This is a genomic window from Spiroplasma sp. AdecLV25b (assembly GCF_030913225.1).
In the GTDB taxonomy this organism is placed as follows: domain Bacteria; phylum Bacillota_I; class Bacilli_A; order Mycoplasmatales; family VBWQ01; genus Spiroplasma_E.
This window is the reverse complement of sequence record NZ_JAQYTS010000047.1, coordinates 1-20,302: the sequence shown is the minus strand read 5'-3', so window position 1 is coordinate 20,302 and position 20,302 is coordinate 1. Positions and strand designations below refer to the sequence as shown.

Here is a 20,302-nt window from a genome sequence, read left to right as displayed (position 1 = left end):
ATGGAAATACAGTTATTATAAAATCAAAATATAAATTAAAAAATACCTAAAAAACCGAAAATAACATAAAACTTATGAAAGGAAACTTTAATAAGAATTTTTGTGATGTATTCATGTAAATTAATTTACATGAATTATTTTATTTTTTTTAAAATAAGTATTTTAGTTGCAATTATTTTAAAAAAATATATTATTTACTTACAATTACATAAAAAATCCAAATTATTTCTTGTCTACATGATAATAAGACTGTATGAAGTAATTTATTCCGGATTTTTGACAAGCGCCCAACATACTCATGAACACTTAATGAACCAAGCGACATACCTATTGCTACATTGAGAAAAATTAAAGTTTCAACACTAGGCATAATTAAAAAACAAATAGCACTTAAAAACATTCAAAAATGAGACCATCAAATATAAAGTTTGCGTTTCCTTAAATTACCAGTAATAAGCGTAGCTGGAATTGCCACTACTATAAGTATGAATGAAATTATAACTCCTAAAATAATAGAAAACACTTGTTTGATAATGATATCATTAATAGTGCAAATATATTGAAAAGCATTTACCATCATAAAAAAACAAAAATAATAAACAATAAATAATAGTTGTCTTTTTTTAATTTTATATTTAAAAAGAAAAATACTATATAAAATACTCAATGTAGCAATAATAATAGCATACGGTACTATTGATGTCATAAACTTCATTCCCTAAATTACATTTTTTTGTATTTAGTTTCCCTCTGTGCTTCACGGTTTTTAATCACATCACGCTTATCATGAAGTTTTTTACCACGTCCCAAAGCAATTTCTAATTTAGCACGTCCGGCACTATTTAAATATACCATAATGGGAATAACAGTTAAATTTTTTAGTTTTTGTTCTTGTTGCAATCTTTTAATCTCACGAGCATTCAAAAGTAATTTTCTTTTTCTTAAAGGTTCTACAACAAAAATACTACTAAATTTATAAGTAGCAACATTCATATTAACAATATATGCTTCGTTATTACTGAACGTAACATAACTATCTTGTAATGATACTTCACCTAATCGAATAGATTTAATTTCAGCACCAGTTAAAACCATTCCTGCTTCTATTTTTTCCAGTAATTCATAATTAAAATATGCTTTTTTATTTTTTGAAATAATTTTCAAAAGTATCACCAATATTTCTTTTTTTATTTTTTATAAATAAATTATATAACAACCCTAAAAAAAATACTGCAATACATTCCTAAATGATATTTTTTTTGCTTTTTATAATTAAAGTGTTATAATAAACTTCTAGTAACAGTTAGATTTGTTAGTTTAACAATTGTTATAAAAGAATTAAAAAAACAAATTAATATATGTTGTAATCAACCCTAGGAATAAATTTTATATTTGTTTTATGGGTTGCTTTTCTTTAATTAGTTTTTTAAAGTCAATGAAAGGAATCAAAAAAATGGCGACTACTCTAAATGCAAAAAGTAGAAAATGTTCAAATGATAACCAATTTTTCAAAGGTGATTTAGGATTTGACAAAAATAATAATAAATTTATTATTTATAAAATTTTAACTGAAAAAAAACTTGAGGTTTGCAAAATAATTATTGATGAAAAAAATAATAAAATTGAAATAGCTACAAAAACTAGCATCATTCATGAATCTGAAATTCAAATTTATAGTTTTGCTTTAGAACATGATACTGCTCAGTACATTTTAAAAATTATCCATGAAATGAAAATGCAATGAGAAATTGAATTTTTATCAGATCAGATTAACAAAGAAGAAGAATATTATGTAGATGAGTATGGAGTAACTAAAAAGCGCAATAAAAAAAACAATATTAACTTTTAACTATTCATAAATTTCCTGCCAATTATAAACTGACCCATAACATAAAGCCTTAACATTAAAATTATGATTATTATCCCATAATGTTGTAATGACTTGGGCAATAGATGTTCCTGAGGAAACAACATCATCAATGATAATAATTCATTTATTAGTAAAGTAATTTTCATACTTTACTAATAAATGAATCTTATTAGCAATTTCTGCTTGACGTTCACTAACTTTTAATTTATTTTGTCAAAACTTACGATAATTTTCAATATAAAAAATATTATCAAGAAATTCAATCTTAATATTTAACTTATCGCTTATCATTTTTACTAATTGATTAATAATAACTTCCAAACTACTAACTGATGTTGGTTTTTTTGGCATCATGATAAAATAATCAACACCATTAAATAGATTATATTTTTGACCAACAATGAAGAGGTTGGTTGCTAAACGCAAACATTCTTCTTCACTAATTGTTGGTTGCTTAATTAAATTATAATCATCATTAACTCATGATAGTTGAGGATAACTATTTAAACCTGGAGATTTAAAATAGTTATAATAGTAACATTCAATATTAATATTATTTTGTTGGATTAACCTTTTTTGTTGTTCTACTTTTTGCGATTTCATTTCTTAACTCCATTTTTATTTCGTGGGTCAAATTTACCAATTTGATTGCTATTAGCAACAGTCTTTTTATTATTTCCATTTTTATTTTTAAACTTGGAATCTTGGTAAACTTTTTCACCATTACGGACACTATTACTTTTGCTATTTTCTTGCTTGCTTTCTTCTAATTGAAAATCAATCGTACGTGCAATCTTATTGGCGTCTTTAACAATAATTTTTACTCTTTGTCCTAAACCATATTGTTTGCGTTTTCGTTCTCCAAATAAGACCATAGCTTTTTCATTGAAAATATAATAATCATCTTTCATATCCGAAATTCTAATTAAACCTTCAATAGTATTAGGTAATTCTACAAATAACCCAAAACCAGTAACACTGGAAATAATACCTGTGAATTTTTGACCAATAAATTTCATCATGTATTCAGCTTTTTTCATTTGATCAACAGCACGTTCACATTCTAAAGCTTTTAATTCCATGTTACTTGACTGTTCTGAGGCTCAGTTAGTAATGCTTTGATATTTTTCAATTACTTTCCCATTAATTTGTTTCTTAACTAAATATTGACGTAATAAACGATGAACAATTAAATCTGGATAACGTCTAATTGGAGAAGTAAAGTGGGTATAGTATTGACTTGCTAATCCAAAGTGACCAATACATTTATTACTATATTGTGCTTTTTCCATGCTTTTTAATAACAACGTTGATAAAATTTGGAATGTCGGTAATTGTTTTAAGGAATTTAATAATAATTGTAAATCTTTAGAAGTAATATTAACGATTTTAGGGTTAAGTTTGAGACCCATTAATTTTAAAATCGTAGTCATTTGATGCATTTTGCGTGCACGTGGGTGTTCATGGACACGATAAATAAACGGTAATTTCATTTCATGTATAGTTTGGGCAACTACTTCATTAGCTCTAATCATAAAACTTTCAATTAACTTTTCAGCAGTATCACGAGTTCTTAAAACAATGTCAGTTACTTCACCATTTTCACCAATTATTGTTTTTGCTTCATTAATTTCAAAGTCAATAACACCCGCAGCTTCTTTGAATTTTCATAAAATTTGATATAAATCTTTGGCATCTTGCAGCATTGTTCATATTTGCGGATGAGTTTTAATAAAATCAGGATTTTTGTCATTATAAGCATCATTAACTTCATCATAGTTCATTCGACGTGTTGATTTCATAAACGCCTGATAAATACGATGGCTAACAGGTAATCCATGCTTATCAATTTCCATATCAGCTACCATACATAAACGTTCAACTTGCTCATTTAAAGAACAAATTCCATTTGATAATTGTGTTGGCAACATAGGAATAACACGGTCTGCTAAATAGACCGATGTTCCACGTGTAAAAGCTTCTTCATCAATTGGACTATTTTCGGTTACGTAATGACTAACATCGGCAATAGCCACCAGTAAGCGGTAATTACCGTTGCTTAACTTAGTAACACAAATGGCATCATCAAAGTCTTTGGCATCCTTACCATCAATTGTAACTAATAATTCTTTTGTTAAATCAATACGGCCAACCTTATCACTAGCTTGGACAGTTTGGGGAATTTTTTCGGTAACAGCTAAAGTTTCTACATCAAATTGAGCTTTAATTTCAATTTCATAAATAACTGCTAAAATATCAACACCAGGATCATTTAAATTTCCAAGAATACGATCAATCGTAACATTGAAAATATTATGGTCAAAACTTTCAATTTTAGCAACAACAATATTGTTTTCTAACGCTTGGTCTTTATTTAAAATATTAACTTCATATTGTTGCATTTTAGCATTTTGAATAACTAGTGATTTAACTTTAGTTTGTGGATCAATAACAATCGTTCCTACTAGTAAATTAGTGTCACGTTTAATCACTTTTAAAACTGTCGCTTCATCACGTTGATTATTAATTTTAATTAAACCACATAATACTTCATCACCATTTAAAGCATTGTTAATGTTTTCTATGTTAACATAATATTCTTCTTCGCTATTTAATAATTTAACAAAACCAAAACCTTTTTTGGTAATTTGAATTTTACCAATAAATAAATTATTATGTTTTGTCATATAAAACTCTTGTTCTTTATTTTCGAAAATGATTTCACTATTCTTTAATTCTTCTAAATCAGCAATCAATTGTTGTTGTTGCTGATGATTGGTAACATTTAATTTCATTGTTAAATCAATAGTTGATAATGGAACAACACTATTTTGCAGTTCATTAATGATTTGTTGTTTCATATAAAATCATTCCCATCTTTTTTGTATATCTATCAATCTATTAATAATTATAATATATCTTTTACAAAATACTTTCTAGTTTATAACTCCAATAGTATTAATAAGAATTCTGATAATGATTCCTATTACAAAAAGTGATATTCCCAAAACAAGCGTAGCCATGGAAAATAATTTTGCTCATCCACGTTCTTTGGTACTAGCAAATAATTCTTGGTTACCACCACTTAAGGCACCTAAACCATTATGATTTTTTTTACCTTGTAGCAACCCTAAAATTACTAATAACATGGCAATAATTAAAGCAATAATTTCAAAAGCAAAAATAATATTTTGACTCATATTTGTCACATCCATTTTTTTTATTTTACTAATTAATTTTACACTTAATTTTTAAAAATTTAGCAAAAATAATTGTATTTTATCTCTTTTTATAATATTTTCTATTACTACACATTATATTTTATCAAAAAATATATGCTATAATTTTTCTAAAAAGCATTTAAATAAAAAATAAATAGCCAAAAAATAGTTAGGGTGATAAAATTGAAAAATAGAATTGGGATTATTAGTGACTCTTCTGCTGGTTTTTCATTAAAAGATTTGAAAGAAATGGAAATTGGCTTTTGTCCACTAATAATTAATTTTAGTGATAACACAACCATTAATGATGACCCTAGCATTTTAACAGATAAAGAATTTTATGAACGGATTGTTGATAAAGAACAATCTGCTAAAACTTCACAAACACCACTTGGTGAAATGGCTAAAATCTGAGAAGAAATGCTTAATAAGTTTGATAAATTAATTTTTATTCCTTTATCAAAAGGTCTGTCAGGGCAATATAATACAGCAACTATGTTAGCTAAAGAACCTAATTTCAAAAATAAAGTTTTTATTTTTGATAGTAATGGGGTTTCTATTATCAACTGACTTTTAGTTAAAAAAGCTTATCAAATGTCATTAGTAGAAAAGAATGATGTTAATACTATTTTAGAAGCGTTAAAATTAATTAGAGACAACTACTTAGCATATATTTTACCTTATGATTTAAAATACTTAGAACGTGGTGGCAGAATTAGTAAGACTGCTGCTGCTTTGGCTAAATTAACTAAAATCACACCAATTTTAACTTTTGATGGTACTATTGATAGACATGATAAAACACGAACATGAAAAAAAGCAGTTAATAATGCCATTAAAGATATATTAAAAATTAAGAATAAAGAAAAAATTGCTTTATTTTATATTATTCATGCATTTGCAAAACCAGAAATGGTTAAAGAAGTTGAAGAATATGTTCATAGCTATCATATAGAAAATGTTCAAACAATAACATTAGCTAATGTTATCAGTGCTCATACAGGGATAGGAACTTTTGCTTTTGTTGTGTTTGATTTAGAAAAAAATAATTTACCAACATTGGATTAAAATAAAAAAAATCACGAATTGTGAATTTTTTTTATAATATGGCAGGGGTGGCAGGATTCGAACCCACAACACTCGGATCTGAAGGCCGATGTTCTACCGTTGAACTACACCCCTAGAATTAAATTAAGTTAGTACATGTACAATTTTACGTGAAAGATGTTTTAAGTGCAATTAAATTTTCATTTTTTTTGATTTTAATTGACAATTTCGACAAATACCATGTATTTCTAACTTGTAATGTGAAAAAGAAAAATTGTTTTCAGTTGCCAACTTTTCTAAGTGTGTCACGTGTAACGGAGCATTTTGTTGATTTTTACGATTTTCGTTAACATGAATAATACTATTACAATAATTACAAATAATATGAATACCATTTTCTGATAATTCATAAATAATTTGCTTGCCTTCAAAAATATTAGCATGAATAATATGTTCTTCTATTAATAAATCAATAGTATTATAAATACTCATAATATTAATAGTTTCATTTCCTTCTTCTTTTAAGAAGTTAATAATATCGTTAATACTCACATGTTCTTTTATTGTTAAAACTTTAATAACTGCTTTACGAATATCTGTTAAACGATAGTCTTTATCTTTTAATCTTTGGGTAATGTTTTCAAAATTTTTATTCATAATTTGCTCCTAAAGCGACTATTTATTTTTAGCAGCAACTTGTTTTTCAATTACATCAATAAAATCTTGCACACTTTTTTCTTTTAAACTCAACAGCGTTGCATCATCAATAGTAATACCATGTTTACTTTCAATGGCCATTGCTAAATTAACTAAATCCAAAGAGTCAATACCACTCTCAGCAAACTTCGTTGTTGGTGTAATATTTTTTACTCTTACTCGAATGTTTTCTGTATCAATTAATGTTTTAAGTTCTTTTAAAATATTCATAATTTCACTCCTATTTTATAATTAGGCACTTTTAAAGTATCTATAGTATAACATAGCAGACTATATTTTGCTGACTATTTTAAAATACCAATCTAAATAATCAACTTGAGAATCAGTATCATACTGTACTCAAGCAGCATTACTTAAAATATTAAATTTAAAAATAAAATTATTAGTTTTTCACTGTGGAAAGGTTTTGATAATCATTGATAAAAATATATATTGGAATGATTGTTTATCAAATTCTACTTTATAAATAATGGTAGGTTCTGAAGTAGAACCATTATTTTCTAATACAATTTTAATCGTTTTGTTCAGATATTCTATAGATATAGCATTTTTAATAATTTCAGAATTTAAGTTTTCATCAGTATTATTCATATCTTCTACTTTAACATCATAATCTTTTTTTACTTGATTTAAGTTACGATTATTAGCAAAATTTTGAAAAACAAAAAATAACATAATAATTAATGAGAAACTAATAGTAGTAATTAAAAAAATAATTTTAAATCTACGACTAAACATAACTACCACTTCCTTGCTTTAAGTGTTCATAGTCAGCATACGTAAATGCACCAGAACTATAAAAACGTAATATCTCTTCATACCTTAAAGTTATAGTTTGATTTTGAATTCATTGTTCATCATTGTTTTTAGTTAATTGTTGAATAGTTACTTTGCTATAATCATTACCAATGATTGGTTGATCACTATTTTCAACGAATTTAATATTAACATCGTATTTAAAAAAGGTTTGAAAAGTTAATGGTATATTAACTTCGAAATGAAATTTATCAAATAATGGTAAATCAAATTGATTTTTAGGAATTTCATCATTAGCAAAAATAGTATTAGTAATAATGTCCATTACATTACTTATATCTTGTAATTGGTATTTTTCTTTAAAGCCATCATCATAAGGATCAACAATAGAATTAAAATCCTTAACTAAATTTGCATTAACTTTTTTATCTTGATAAAATTTACTATTTTCTTCAGAAATATTTAAGCTAATGTTTTGGGCTAAATTAAAACTATTATGAAAAAAAATAATTTTTTCTAAATCAGTTTTCTTAAAATAACCTAAGTCATGAATGCTATGATTAATTTTAATTGGTACAATATTGCCATTATAAATATTATTACCAGTTACTTCAAACTGTTCATTAGTTTGTTGTTCTCCAAATAAAGTACATACAAACAACGGATCTTTAAACCCTTCTATGTTTGTTTTTAAAACAATAGGATTATTAATTTCTAAGTTAAATATATTATTACTAAAAATGCTAGGAGTTATTGTTAATTGATACAAAGGGTTCTGATTAAAATAGAAATTTAATGAACCATAATTATTATTACTAACATACAATGCATCTTTAATATCGCTAGGTTTATCACTAGTAAAACTATAATTTAAAACATTAACATCATCACTTTTAATTGCCTTTATTGGTATCATAATTTTATATGTATTTCAAAATAAATTATCAGCATTGGCAATATGTCCAACAATGGGAGTTAAATTATTATCAAACAAAGTTGCATTTTTATTACCTGCTCCATTATCTTTTTGATAAGTAACAGAAGTAGAAATATTAATGCTACCACGGGCTTGTTGCACATCACTATAGTTAACATCATATTGAAAAATAACATTTTTTAAAATATTATTTGCAGGATTATCATAACTTTCTAGCATGCCATAACCTTTTTGGACAGTTAATTCAATATAGTAATATGATGTTTTTTCAGCATTAGTAATGGGAAACCCCACAACCCTAAAAGTTGGTATTAAAAATATTTGATTTACTAATCGTGAATCATCCCATTTAGTTGTTTCTTTAAGATTAATTTTTTGCTCTAAAAAACTACTTTTATTTAATAAATCAACATGATTGTAATCCATTACCACACCACCTAAACCAAATATAAATATAAAAAACGATTAATAGCAGTTTTTTGTAGTTTTTCATATTCATGGGGATGATAATGGTTTTTTCATCAATTTTTATTAGACTTAGTTAGAAATGTTCTAACAATATAACTGTATTCATTTTTTGGAAGTAACGCCAAAACTGTATCAACAATTTGAACATGTTTTTCATAATTTTTTAAATTAACAGTTGTTACTTTCTCTTTAGCATAATCAACAGATGTTTCTTGAATAATACCTGTTTGATTAAAATTATTAGTTTCTAATGCTTTCTTAGCTTGAGTATATTTCATAAAAATAGCTGCGACCACTCTTTGATCAATACTTGTTTGTTCTTTCATTATTATCACCTCAATAATAACTAATGATAAAACTTAAAATTTCCTTTTTAAAATTTTTTATTTTTTAATATTTTTACCAAAATTTTAATCCAACCAAAAAAGAAGACTGAACACTTTTGATTAATTACTTACGACTTTATTTAAGCAAATTAACATATTTATCATTATAGGTAGATTGTCAATACAAACGCAACTATTTAATTTAAATTTACACTTAATAATGTTATATATTGAAATGAAATTAATTTTTTGTTTAAAACTTTTTTGTCATTTCATAAAATACTTCTAATGGCGTTTTATAACCTAATTTTTTTCTTGGTCTGTTATTTAGTCGTTCAAATTAACTATAGTTGTATTTTGGTGGAAAATCATTTAAGTCAAATTTTTTAAGTAAGTATTCTCTAATAAACTTGTTAGCATGTTCAATAGTGGGTTTTTCTCAAGGAGTACCTGGTCTTACAAAATAAACTAGAATATTATTTTTTTCTTCTAATAATTTTCCAATAAGCAAATTCGACATATTTTCTGACTTTTACCAAAATTTTTTAGTAGTTTTTAATTTTATTTAATAAGCACGAGCAAAATAAGTTCAAGCACTATCAGGCATATTACATTTAAAACAATTACTTGGTGCTTTATATACTTCTAAGGGAATACATCTTGAAACAGTAGATGTTAATTCCTTAACTTCTTTTTCACAAATCACTTGATTACAAAAGGGAACAATAAAAAAACCTTTATGGATTTTTACTAATTTTTTATATTCATCAAAAGTTATAATTTCTTTTAAATTATTTTTTAAATTAGATGCTGATTTAGTTAATAATTCCTGATTCATAGTAACAAACAAATTATTAATTGCCTTTATAACTTGTTTTTCATCGTCAAAGTTAATAAGTGTTTCACTTAAGTTATGACGTAAAACTAGTTTAATTTGGTTATTTTCAATTTCTTTAGTTCCAATTTCAATTGATAAAGGAATACCTTTAATTTGACTCTCACTTTTTTTAAAAGAAAAACTTTTATCATCATTATTTACTAAGACTTTAAAATGTGATTTTAAATAATTATTAACTTGTTGGACAACTTTTTGAACCATTTCATTTTTTGGTGATAAATTTAAAATCATAATTTGCGTGGGAGCAATGGTAGGTGGTAATACTAAACCTAAATTATCACTATGTGCCATAATCAAAGCACCAATTAATCTTGTTGATACCCCTCATGATGTTTGATAAGCTAATTCTTGTTTATTATCTTTATTAGTAAACTTAATATCAAAGACTTTCGCAAAACCTTGACCAAAATAATGACTAGTTCCTGCTTGTAATGCTTGTCCATCTTGCATCATACTCTCGATAGTATAGGTAGTTTTAGCGCCGGCAAAACGTTCATAAACGCTCTTCTCTCCAACAATAACTTTAATAGCTAAGTGTTGTTCAACAAACTTAGCATATAATTTAATCATTGCTAGCGTAAGCGCTTGTGCTTCATCAGCATTGTTATGAATAGTGTGTCCTTCCTGTCATAAGAATTCACTAGTTCTTAAAAAAGGGCGAGTATTTTTTTCTCAGCGAATAACACTACATCATTGATTGTAAATTAGTGGGAGTTGTTTGTAACTACTAATAATTTTGGAAAAGTGACGACAAAATAAAACTTCTGATGTCGGACGAATAATAAATGACTCTGGTAAAACAACATCACCAACTTTAGTAACTGTGGCACATTCAGGAGCAAAGCCCTCAATATGGTCTTTTTCCACTTGAAAAGCTTTTTGACTAATTAACATTGGTAACATCACATTTTCAACATTTAATTTCCGAAATTCTTGATTAAGAATTGTTTGGATATTTTCTCATAAGGCATAACCACGAGGACGAAAAATGATAGTTCCGGCAGCACTGCCATTTTCAGCACCATAATCACAAAGTTCACCTTGCTTAATGACATCAGTATATCATTTAGCAAAATCAGTATCTCGTGGTGTAATATTTTTATTTAATTTTAAAGCATGGGTTTTCATAATTTTTTTATTCACCTTTCATAGATTGACTTTTATGTCATTTTCAATAGTTTGGATAATTTAAAGCATCCAACGCTTTATTTGCTTGTTCTGATTCTAATATTTTTCCTAGTAAATAATCAACTTTTAATGACTTTAAAACAATAATTTCAGGAACATTAATTAATCCTCGTGCTAAAATATTCTTAATACCTAAGATGTTTAGGTAATGAATACAAATAATAACATCAATGTATTTGCTAAAACTAAATGTTACTTGTTCTAGTAAATTAGATGTTAACACAACATAATCTGGTTTAAAATGGTTAATTAATTTAAAATTATCGATATGAAGTAAATCATGAGTAAAACTAATTTTAATTTTATTACTACGAATGGCTTTGATAATAGGGTCATATTTATTTCAACTGTTGATTTCACCAATATCTTGGAAATCGAAAATTAAATCACAATTTTCAAATAAACTTTTACGTTTATTAAAAATGGAAATAATTTTTGTTAAAATTGTTTTATCTTGTAATTCAACTAAACTAATAGGGATAATTAGATTTTTGTTTTGTTTTAGTTTGGCAAATTTTTCTAATGATTCAATGAATAATGGTTCACTAACTTTTCATCATAAACCAGAATCTTGAATGTTACGCATTAAAACTAAATATGAATCATAATAAGAATTTTTTACTAGATTTCATCAAGCATAATAACAGTTAGGTTCATTGGAATTATCACTTTTAAAAACGGGTCTAATACTAACATTTAACATTTTTTCCATTTGTTCTGATTGTAACACAGAATAATGATTGAAGTCAGGAAAATTATTAATATCATTACTTCGCAATTTAATTTCAATTAAATCATTTTTTTGAACTGTTTCTAATTGATTTTTATCAATAATTTGATTGTACAAAATATAGACATTAGAACTTTCACTTTTAGCATTAGCATATATGCACAAGACTTGCGTTTGAATTTGTAAATAACTACTTTTTTCTACTAAATTACGTTTGATATAAGCATTTAATTGTTTTTGAAAACGATACAAGTTAATCCGTTTATTGCGGGAATAAATTAGAAATTGACCATCGTAATAACGACAAATAATACTATTATCTAAACCTAAAGTTATTTTACTATAATATGAAATTAATAGTTCCATTCGTTCAATATTATTAACTGTTAAAATATTTTCTAACGCTAAGTAATTTTTAATTTTAATCAGTATCATATATTCGAATTGACTAGTTGATTTTTTGCTATATTTTTTTTGACTAAAATTATCTAAAACGCTTTGCACAAAGCTAGCTTTAACTACTGTTAATTCGCTTTGTTGTAAAACAATGGCTTGCGAAATAGCAAACCGATTATAACGAATATTACTTTGCATTTGACCATACAGAATTTTACTACTATTATCAAAATAATGAACTGATAAATCGTAAATAATAATTTTATTATGTAATTGAAAAGAAACAGAAAAATGACAAGGTTCAAATGGAATTTTGTTTACTAGCAAATCTTGAATAAAAATTTCAATTTCTACTTTTGTTTTTCTATTAATCATTGCTTTAAAAACGAATAATGAGATTCGTTTTTTACGGTTTAAAACTTCTAAACGGTCAGAAAAAGTAATAATTTCATTTTTTAAGTCAATTTTTAATGGTACTAAACTTAATAAATCGCCGTGAATAATATTGTAATATTGATTGTTACGATGATTTAAATGGACAAACAAAACAATAATGACGGTAATAAAGGGAAGTAAACTAATAATAACTATGGCAGATCAATTCATTTGCTTTTTCCTCCTTTAATCGTTACCAGAAATAATATTACCGTTATTACCTTGATAAAGTTTTAGTTTTAAGTTTTGATTGTCAATATAAATTTTTGCTAAACGAAACATTTTACGATCTTTTACTAAGATTCAATCAATCGCAGTAGCGGGAATAGTTTCATAAATTTGAATCCGATTAGTATCAGGATTTAATCCTCAATCTTTCGAAGTGTTTTGAAATAATTTATGAACATCAACGGAAACAATAGCAATTTTATTGACATCAACATTTTGTTCAGCACATCATTTTCAAAAGAAATGACGAGTTGAATTTCCAAGTTCTAATTCTAAATAAGTAGAGTGTTCTAAATAAGTTCAAACCGTATATTCTTGCTTTGGTAATAACTTAATTTTTTCAGTAGGGCGAATTCCTTGTTCTAAAATTAACGGAATATTATTAATATCAGTATAAAAAAAACAATTAAAGACATCTTTGTTTTCTAGGTGTTTAATAATTTGAATAGTTGGTCTTCGCCGAAAATTTAAAAAAACATTATTACGTTTTTTATTAGCAGGGGTAGTTTCAGATTGTGATTTGTTCTTAAATTTAAATTTATCAAAAAAAGAATGCTTTTCCTCTTTTGGTTCTGGTAAATGCGAAATCTCTAAATCTGGTTGATTTTCATCGCTAAAGTATTCTTTAATTTTTTTAATTCTACGTTTTCAACCCATATTGCAACGACCGCCTTAAAAATACTAATGTAATTATACTAAATTTTATTAAAACAATGGTGCTAAAATGCGAAAAAGGAGTAAAAATACACGGCGATAAAAAGCACTTCGTTCCATTAAAGGATTGATTTTAATCAAAGTAGAATGGGTAAAATCTTTTTCAAATTGTTTTTTTAAATCGTTATTAGTTTTTTTATCATAGACTAATACTAATGTCTGATGGTCAGAATAAAGACTACGATAATCAAGATTAGTAGAACCAATAATAGTAATATGTTCATCAAAGATACCACTTTTAGAGTGATTGAAAACACTGTTATATTCATAAATTTTAACTCCTGCCTCAATTAATGAATCATAATATGTGCGTGACATATCTAATGACAAACATTTATCAGTAATTCCTGGCAATGTTAAACGCACATCAACTCCTGAGTAAGCACTATTACGTAAGGCTGTTATTAAGTCACTCGTTGGAATTAAATAAGGAGTACTAATTCAAACGCGAGCTTTAGCACAACTAATAAACTTAATAAACAAATCTTTTTGAATCGTTTCTTTGGTAACAGGACCATCATCAATGACTTGGACAATAATATTATTTTTTATTTTTACTTTCGGATTTTTAACAGCAATATCAATAATATCTCCAGTAATAAAATGTCAATCTTGACGGAAAATTAAATCAATGGATTTAACAGCTTCACCAACAATTCGAATGTGAGTATCACGTCAAAACCCATATTTAGCTGATAAATGAATATAATTATCACTTAAATTAATGCCACCAGCATAACCAATCGTACCATCAATAACAATATCTTTCCGATGGTTACGAAAATTATAAGTACCAGTCATAAAAGGTAAACGCACAGGTGAAAATTTATGAAAATGAATTCCCATTTTTTTTATTTTTCAAATTTTATATTTTGACAAACTAAAATACGAACCAACCGCATCATAAATAATATAAATTTTAATACCAGCAACAATTCGCTCTTTTAAAATTTCTAGCATTACTTCTAATAACTCACCTTCGCCAATAATAAAATAGTTAATAAAAATATAAGTTTTAGCCTTACTTAAATCTTCAAATAATTGACTAAATTTCTTAGGACCATTACTTAAGATTTGAACATTGGTATTTTTATAAAAAGGGCGATGAGAAATTCTGGTTGTATAACGAAATAAATCAAGCATATCACTATCTAAATTTGAATTTTCTTGATTTAAACTTGTTTTAGAAAAAGTTCAATCTTCTTGTTCATAAAAATAGTTGTTAACTTTTAAATATGCTTTTTGTTTTTTACGATAACGATAGGGACGACCAAAAGTTCAATATAAGAAAATTCCTAAAATTGGTAAACACAAAGTAACCATAATCCACGATAATTTAACGCTTTCCACGCGATTAGTAATAAAAATAATAATGCCCGTTAAAATGGTAGCACTAATAATTATTATTAAAAATATTCATGAATAAGCAATATAGTTAAATACTAAAAGCACAAAACTAGAAATGAAAGCAATATATAAAACTAATGATAAAAATAAATTTACTCGTTTACGCATGAATATTTTTTCTCCTAATTTAAATTTAGTTTTGATTAACTCAATTATAACTAATTATTATTAACTTTATTCAATAAAATAAAAAAAGCAATTTCTGCTTTTTTAAATATAATGGTGGAATGGGAGAGATTCGAACTCTCGCGACAGTTTCCCGTCCTAACTGATTAGCAATCAGTCCTCTTCAGCCTCTTGAGTACCACTCCGAATTAAGTTACTGTAATTATTTTTTACAACTAATATTATAACTTTAATTTTTATAAATACTATGCCTTTTTAAAAATTTTTTAATTAATTGCTTTTTTTTATTAAACTGACATATATAATATTTTAAAAATAGAACTAGATGGTTAGTTTAAACTAATCATCTGCTTTATTTACCTACTATTAATTTTTTTTCAATTCTTTGTAATTGTCTAATTAAATCATTAATTGTACCATTATTTTTAATGATATAGTCAATATCTTTATTTAAAATTAAATATTTTTTTTGTTGACTTAATAACGCAATAACTTGCAAATCATTAACATTATCTCGTGTTTTTACTCTATGGACTTTTTTATCTTCTTCTGCTTCAATTAATAACACTTTATCTACCAAAACATTAAGATTAGCATTAAATAAGACAGCACAATCAATAACAATTAGTGATTGTTGACATTTATTACGTTCAATATCAGTTTTAATAATATTAATCATGGTTGGTCAAATAATTTGTTCTAATTTTCGTAAAATTTCAGGATTTTGAAAAGCTTCTTGTCGTAATTTTTTTTTATCAATATTTTTATCACTATTAAGAAAATGATTACCAAATTCATTAATTAATGCAATTTTTGTTTCTTTTAATGAGTAAATATGGTGTACAATCTTATCAACAGATATAACATACGCGCCCATACTTTGAAAAAATTCCGTGGCAGTGGTTTTACCTACGCCCGCTTCTCCGACAATTCCAATAATCATATTTTTTTCACCTTTACTTGTTTTCGATTTGATAACTAGCGACCATTCCGATCATTGCTGCATTATCAGTACAATATTCTAATTTAGGAACAATAATTTTTAAATTAGAATATTTCATTTTTAATTTTAATACTGCACTTCTCAAACCTTTGTTAGCACTAACGCCACCAGCTAAAACCAAAGTTTTAGGATGATATGTGTTAATAGCTAATTCAATTTTATTAATTAAAACTTGAATTACTGTGGTTTGAAAAGAAGTAGCAAAATTATTAACTTGAATATGTTCTTTTTCTTTGTCTATAAGGTTGGCACAAGCTGATTTTAAGCCACTAAAACTAAAATCTAAAGTATTATCATTTTTTGGTAATGGTAATTTATAAGTTACTATTCCCTTTTGAGCAAGCACATCAATTTCAGGTCCACCAGGATATGGTAAACCAAGCATTCGTGCTACTTTATCATAGCATTCACCAACAGCATCATCTAGTGTTTGACCAAGTACTTTAAACTGCAAATGTTTTTCTGCTAACATTAATTGGGTATGACCACCACTAACTAATAATCCTAAAACTGGAAATGTTCACGTATCTTCAATTAAAGAAGCATATAAATGACCATCTAAATGATTGCATGGTAGCAATGGTTTTTCTAAATATAAAGCAATGGTTTGGGCAATAATTTTACCAACATGTAAACAACTAACAAGGCCTGGGGTACTAGTATAAGCGACATAGTCAATGTCTGATAGTTTAATTTTGACTTTTGTAATTGCTGTTTGCAAAACTGTGGGAATGTTTTCGCTATGTGCTCTGGCTGCTAATTCAGGAACAACACCACCATATTTTTGATGAAGTTTGATTTGTGAAGCAATAATGTTACTTAAGACTTTTTTATCTTTGATAATAGCAACACTAGTTTCATCACAACTAGTCTCAATTGCTAAGATTATCATCAATTTCCTCTTCTACATAATGAGCAATGGCAGATTCCAATGCTAGTATCATCATTTTTCGGAAACTAGTTTCACGTAAATCAGCAGAAATTGATTCACCTGTCACAAAAGAATCGGAAATCGTTAATAAACAAGCAGCATTTTTCTTTAAATGTTTAGCATTAGCAAATAAAGCAAAAGATTCCATTTCCACTGCTAAACATTTACTAATCATCGGGTCTTCATGACGATCATCTTGGTCGGCACGATAAAAAATATCACTTGAGTGTATTAATCCATTTTTTAAATTAAGTTTTTCTGTTAATAAACAATCAACGGCTTTGATTTTGTGATTGTTGAAATTAGCATCAATAGTTTTAGCAGTTTTATTAATTGTTTCATAAATAGTGCCGACAGCTGAGATTTGGTTTTCATCAATGTTAGCAGCATACTTAGCAAATGTTGATTCGCTGTAAGCTTTAGTAGCGTTAAGAATGTCATAAACTTTAATATCTTTTTGATATGCTCCGGCACTTCCTACTCTAATAATACTATCAACTTCATAAAACTTGTACAATTCATATGAGTAAATACCAATTGAAGGCATTCCCATACCACTAGCTGCAATCGTAATATTATGACCTTTATATTTTCCAGTGAACATTAACATATTACGAACACTATTTACTTGGGTTCAACCTTGTAAAAAGTTAGTGGCGATGTATTTAGCACGTAATGGGTCACCCGGCATAATTACCACTTTGGCAATTTGTCCTGTTTCTGCTTTAATATGGGGGGTTGGTGTTGTTTTAGTTGTTTTCATAGACTCTCCTTTTATTTATTAAACATCCTACTTATTATAATATATAGTTCTATTTCTAACAACTTTATTATTTTAAAATGATTTTAATAGGTTTTGGGTTTGTGATAATTAAAAGATAACAACACACATTTTATTGTATTTTTTTGCTTTATCCATTTAAAATAGTAGCAGTGAAACTATATATCATTCTTATTTACTAAGAAGGAAAAGAGTAGGAGGAAACAGTAATGCCTAACCTAGGATACAATGATTTATCAGTTAATGATACAATAGTTGTTGAATTTAAGAATAAGAAACGTTTACCTAATAAACTTGAAAGTAAAAATCCAAGATTTTTAATATTTGGTGAATTAATGACTGGTGAAAAAATTTTAATTCCGGCGTTTACCTTCGATGAGTTAAAAGAAAATGGTTGAAATGGAGTTCCTAACAAAGACATTCGAAATTCGCAACATCACTTTGAATGAAAAAGTCATGCTAGCAATCTTACCAAAACTGAACGTCTACTTAATTTTCAAGAAATTTATTTATTAGATAAAGATGGAGTTATAAAAAATGTTTTCAATGATAAAGAACATTTTGAAGAAAAAACTTTAAAAATTACTCTACATAATACTTCAAAAAACTATGAATCTCTTGCTAAGCACTATGATTTTAATCATGATGAAAAATTAAAAGCGATTAAAGAAAAAACAAAAGAAACTTTGAGAAATAAAAGTTTAATAGTAAAGGATACAAATAATTCACTTAAAGCTGCTTATAAAGATTGAGATGATAATAATAGTACTACCAAAGTAACTAAACCATTAACATTGGAAGAAAAAGCTGAAAAATTTAAAAAAGCAATTGATAAACTTCATAAAACTGATAATAGCATCAACATTTTTACTTATGAAACTAATAATCAAGATAATCAAGATATTAATTTTGTAATTTGCCAAAAAGAATTATTACATGAATTAAGGAAAAAAACTGGTATTGAATTTACGATAGAAGAATTGGAAGAATTTAAAGTTAAAGTAGAAATTATTGAACCAACAGAAGAATTAAAGGAAGTAAAAATAGAAATTTGTAGTACAAAAGGTAACATAAAAAAAACTTCTGAAATAATTAAAGCCAGTATTAAAAAACAAAGTAATAATAAAATTTTAAATTTATCCTTAATGGAAATAAAATTAAATTTTAATAAAAAAACAGATTTAACAATTAAAGATGAAATTGAAAAAATAAAAAAGTTAAAGGAAGATTACTTAAAATTAACTAATGAAGAATCCGAATTAATAATATTTCAAACCTAATTGAAGAAAACACTAAAGAAAGTTTTGAAAAGAAAAAGCAAGAAATATTTAATACGTTAGTTGAAAAAATCAAAATAGTTAATACTATTCAACAAATAAGTTATTTTCAAAAAAAATTATTATCAGAAAATAAGGTTTTTTTATTTGATGCTACTAATTTTATTGATGTTCAAAAATTATCTTTAAACCATGAAATTGTTGAAGGATATATGAATGCTAATAATAATTTTATTTCAGAAAATAAACAGCAAATTACCAATAGTGGTAATGATCAAATTGATAAAATATTTAAAGAAAACTATTTTGAACTTACTAGTGTATATAAGTTATCTTCTTTAACTCTTAAAGAGAATCCTTTTAATTCATTTATTAAATTATTTAACTATTTAGAATGCTTTAAAAAGGTGGAATACAATAAACTTTTAGGAATAACAGATATTATTAGTGAAGTTGAAAGAGCACATAAATATGTAGAACTAACTAACATTGAAATATCTGACGAATTAAAAACACTTTTTGAACAATATTTAAATTATTATAACCTGCGTTATACTCTTAAAAAGAGTAATTTAAAAACAAAGAAATTAGAAGAGCTAGAAAATTCAATCAAACAAAAATGAGAAAACTTAAAAAATGAATTTTCAAAGTTAAATCTACACGATATTAATGCTTTAATGAATAATTTTTTAGAAAGAAAAAATGATTCGGTTAAGTCCCGAATCTTGTGTAAATTTATTTTTACAGAGCAATATTTCTCATATCAAATAAATTTAGTTTAATTTATTATACCATACTTAAAAGTTGGTAGGTTAATCTTATCTAAAATTAATTTTAAAATTCTTA

The 20,302-nt window shown here is 25.9% G+C and carries 22 protein-coding genes and 2 tRNA genes; 4 read left to right on the top strand and 20 right to left on the bottom strand.

What is annotated here, in order from left to right:
• Positions 1 to 190: 190 nt before the first annotated feature.
• Both RDJ14_RS04680 and smpB read right to left on the bottom strand, forming a co-directional pair.
• Positions 191 to 706 carry a hypothetical protein gene (locus RDJ14_RS04680; protein ID WP_308150201.1) on the bottom strand — a complete coding sequence of 172 codons (516 nt, stop codon included), beginning with the start codon at positions 704 to 706 and terminating at the stop codon, positions 191 to 193.
• A 17-nt stretch (positions 707 to 723) separates the two neighbouring features.
• On the bottom strand, positions 724 to 1,164 hold the full coding sequence (smpB, locus tag RDJ14_RS04675) for an SsrA-binding protein (protein WP_308150200.1): 441 nt from the start codon (positions 1,162 to 1,164) through the stop codon (positions 724 to 726).
• A gap of 289 nt (positions 1,165 to 1,453) precedes the next feature.
• On the opposite strand from smpB, the gene RDJ14_RS04670 reads away from it, so the two are divergent.
• Positions 1,454 to 1,849, top strand: a complete 396-nt coding sequence (locus RDJ14_RS04670) for a hypothetical protein (protein WP_308150199.1) — start codon at positions 1,454 to 1,456, stop codon at positions 1,847 to 1,849.
• Here RDJ14_RS04670 and RDJ14_RS04665 read toward each other — a convergent pair whose 3' ends face one another.
• The 3 genes from RDJ14_RS04665 to secG all read right to left on the bottom strand — a co-directional run bounded on the left by RDJ14_RS04665 (position 1,850) and on the right by secG (position 5,070).
• On the bottom strand, positions 1,850 to 2,473 hold the full coding sequence (locus RDJ14_RS04665) for a phosphoribosyltransferase (protein WP_308150198.1): 624 nt from the start codon (positions 2,471 to 2,473) through the stop codon (positions 1,850 to 1,852).
• Positions 2,455 to 4,731, bottom strand: coding sequence for a ribonuclease R (rnr, locus tag RDJ14_RS04660; protein ID WP_308150197.1), 2,277 nt, complete (start codon positions 4,729 to 4,731; stop codon positions 2,455 to 2,457). The genes RDJ14_RS04665 and rnr overlap by 19 nt, the downstream gene beginning before the upstream one ends.
• A 75-nt stretch (positions 4,732 to 4,806) precedes the next feature.
• Entirely contained in the window at positions 4,807 to 5,070 is a 264-nt protein-coding gene (secG, locus tag RDJ14_RS04655) for a preprotein translocase subunit SecG (protein WP_308150196.1), read from the bottom strand.
• Positions 5,071 to 5,274: 204 nt separating this feature from the next.
• Between secG and RDJ14_RS04650 the strand changes: the two genes are divergently transcribed.
• Complete coding sequence (locus tag RDJ14_RS04650; RefSeq protein ID WP_308150195.1) at positions 5,275 to 6,159, top strand: DegV family protein; 885 nt, start codon at positions 5,275 to 5,277, stop codon at positions 6,157 to 6,159.
• Positions 6,160 to 6,198: 39 nt separating this feature from the next.
• Here the strand turns inward: RDJ14_RS04650 and RDJ14_RS04645 are convergent.
• The 15 genes from RDJ14_RS04645 to RDJ14_RS04575 all read right to left on the bottom strand — a co-directional run bounded on the left by RDJ14_RS04645 (position 6,199) and on the right by RDJ14_RS04575 (position 18,161).
• A tRNA-Trp gene (locus tag RDJ14_RS04645) sits at positions 6,199 to 6,273 on the bottom strand.
• Positions 6,274 to 6,330: 57 nt separating this feature from the next.
• Positions 6,331 to 6,795: a transcriptional repressor gene (locus tag RDJ14_RS04640; protein WP_308150194.1), complete on the bottom strand. Its 465-nt coding sequence runs from the start codon at positions 6,793 to 6,795 to the stop codon at positions 6,331 to 6,333.
• Between the two features lie 18 nt (positions 6,796 to 6,813).
• Entirely contained in the window at positions 6,814 to 7,065 is a 252-nt protein-coding gene (locus RDJ14_RS04635) for a phosphopantetheine-binding protein (RefSeq protein WP_308150193.1), read from the bottom strand.
• Positions 7,066 to 7,125: 60 nt separating this feature from the next.
• Positions 7,126 to 7,593 (bottom strand): hypothetical protein, encoded by a 468-nt coding sequence (locus tag RDJ14_RS04630; RefSeq protein WP_308150192.1) that lies wholly within the window; start codon positions 7,591 to 7,593, stop codon positions 7,126 to 7,128.
• On the bottom strand, positions 7,586 to 8,974 hold the full coding sequence (locus RDJ14_RS04625; protein ID WP_308150191.1) for a hypothetical protein: 1,389 nt from the start codon (positions 8,972 to 8,974) through the stop codon (positions 7,586 to 7,588). The genes RDJ14_RS04630 and RDJ14_RS04625 overlap by 8 nt, the downstream gene beginning before the upstream one ends.
• 11 nt (positions 8,975 to 8,985) lie before the next feature.
• Positions 8,986 to 9,342 carry an MG284/MPN403 family protein gene (locus tag RDJ14_RS04620; RefSeq protein WP_308150190.1) on the bottom strand — a complete coding sequence of 119 codons (357 nt, stop codon included), beginning with the start codon at positions 9,340 to 9,342 and terminating at the stop codon, positions 8,986 to 8,988.
• A gap of 340 nt (positions 9,343 to 9,682) precedes the next feature.
• Positions 9,683 to 9,862, bottom strand: a complete 180-nt coding sequence (locus tag RDJ14_RS04615) for a hypothetical protein (protein WP_308150189.1) — start codon at positions 9,860 to 9,862, stop codon at positions 9,683 to 9,685.
• A 45-nt stretch (positions 9,863 to 9,907) separates the two neighbouring features.
• A complete protein-coding gene (gene proS / locus RDJ14_RS04610; protein WP_308150188.1) occupies positions 9,908 to 11,368 on the bottom strand; it encodes a proline--tRNA ligase in 1,461 nt (486 codons plus the stop codon).
• A 7-nt stretch (positions 11,369 to 11,375) separates the two neighbouring features.
• Positions 11,376 to 13,160, bottom strand: coding sequence for a hypothetical protein (locus tag RDJ14_RS04605; protein ID WP_308150187.1), 1,785 nt, complete (start codon positions 13,158 to 13,160; stop codon positions 11,376 to 11,378).
• A gap of 15 nt (positions 13,161 to 13,175) precedes the next feature.
• On the bottom strand, positions 13,176 to 13,874 hold the full coding sequence (locus tag RDJ14_RS04600; protein ID WP_308150186.1) for an acetyltransferase: 699 nt from the start codon (positions 13,872 to 13,874) through the stop codon (positions 13,176 to 13,178).
• A 48-nt stretch (positions 13,875 to 13,922) separates the two neighbouring features.
• Complete coding sequence (cls, locus tag RDJ14_RS04595; protein WP_308150185.1) at positions 13,923 to 15,446, bottom strand: cardiolipin synthase; 1,524 nt, start codon at positions 15,444 to 15,446, stop codon at positions 13,923 to 13,925.
• A 112-nt stretch (positions 15,447 to 15,558) separates the two neighbouring features.
• Positions 15,559 to 15,649 (bottom strand) — tRNA-Ser (locus RDJ14_RS04590).
• 167 nt (positions 15,650 to 15,816) lie between these two features.
• Positions 15,817 to 16,407, bottom strand: a complete 591-nt coding sequence (gene coaE, locus RDJ14_RS04585; protein ID WP_308150184.1) for a dephospho-CoA kinase — start codon at positions 16,405 to 16,407, stop codon at positions 15,817 to 15,819.
• A gap of 13 nt (positions 16,408 to 16,420) precedes the next feature.
• A complete protein-coding gene (gene tsaD / locus RDJ14_RS04580) occupies positions 16,421 to 17,359 on the bottom strand; it encodes a tRNA (adenosine(37)-N6)-threonylcarbamoyltransferase complex transferase subunit TsaD (RefSeq protein ID WP_308150183.1) in 939 nt (312 codons plus the stop codon).
• Positions 17,334 to 18,161, bottom strand: a complete 828-nt coding sequence (locus tag RDJ14_RS04575; RefSeq protein ID WP_308150182.1) for a purine-nucleoside phosphorylase — start codon at positions 18,159 to 18,161, stop codon at positions 17,334 to 17,336. The genes tsaD and RDJ14_RS04575 overlap by 26 nt, the downstream gene beginning before the upstream one ends.
• Positions 18,162 to 18,388: 227 nt before the next feature.
• Here RDJ14_RS04575 and RDJ14_RS04570 point away from each other — a divergent pair, with 227 nt between their 5' ends.
• Positions 18,389 to 19,459 (top strand): hypothetical protein, encoded by a 1,071-nt coding sequence (locus RDJ14_RS04570; RefSeq protein WP_308150181.1) that lies wholly within the window; start codon positions 18,389 to 18,391, stop codon positions 19,457 to 19,459.
• A 209-nt stretch (positions 19,460 to 19,668) separates the two neighbouring features.
• Entirely contained in the window at positions 19,669 to 20,238 is a 570-nt protein-coding gene (locus RDJ14_RS04565) for a hypothetical protein (protein ID WP_308150180.1), read from the top strand.
• Positions 20,239 to 20,302 lie beyond the last annotated feature (64 nt).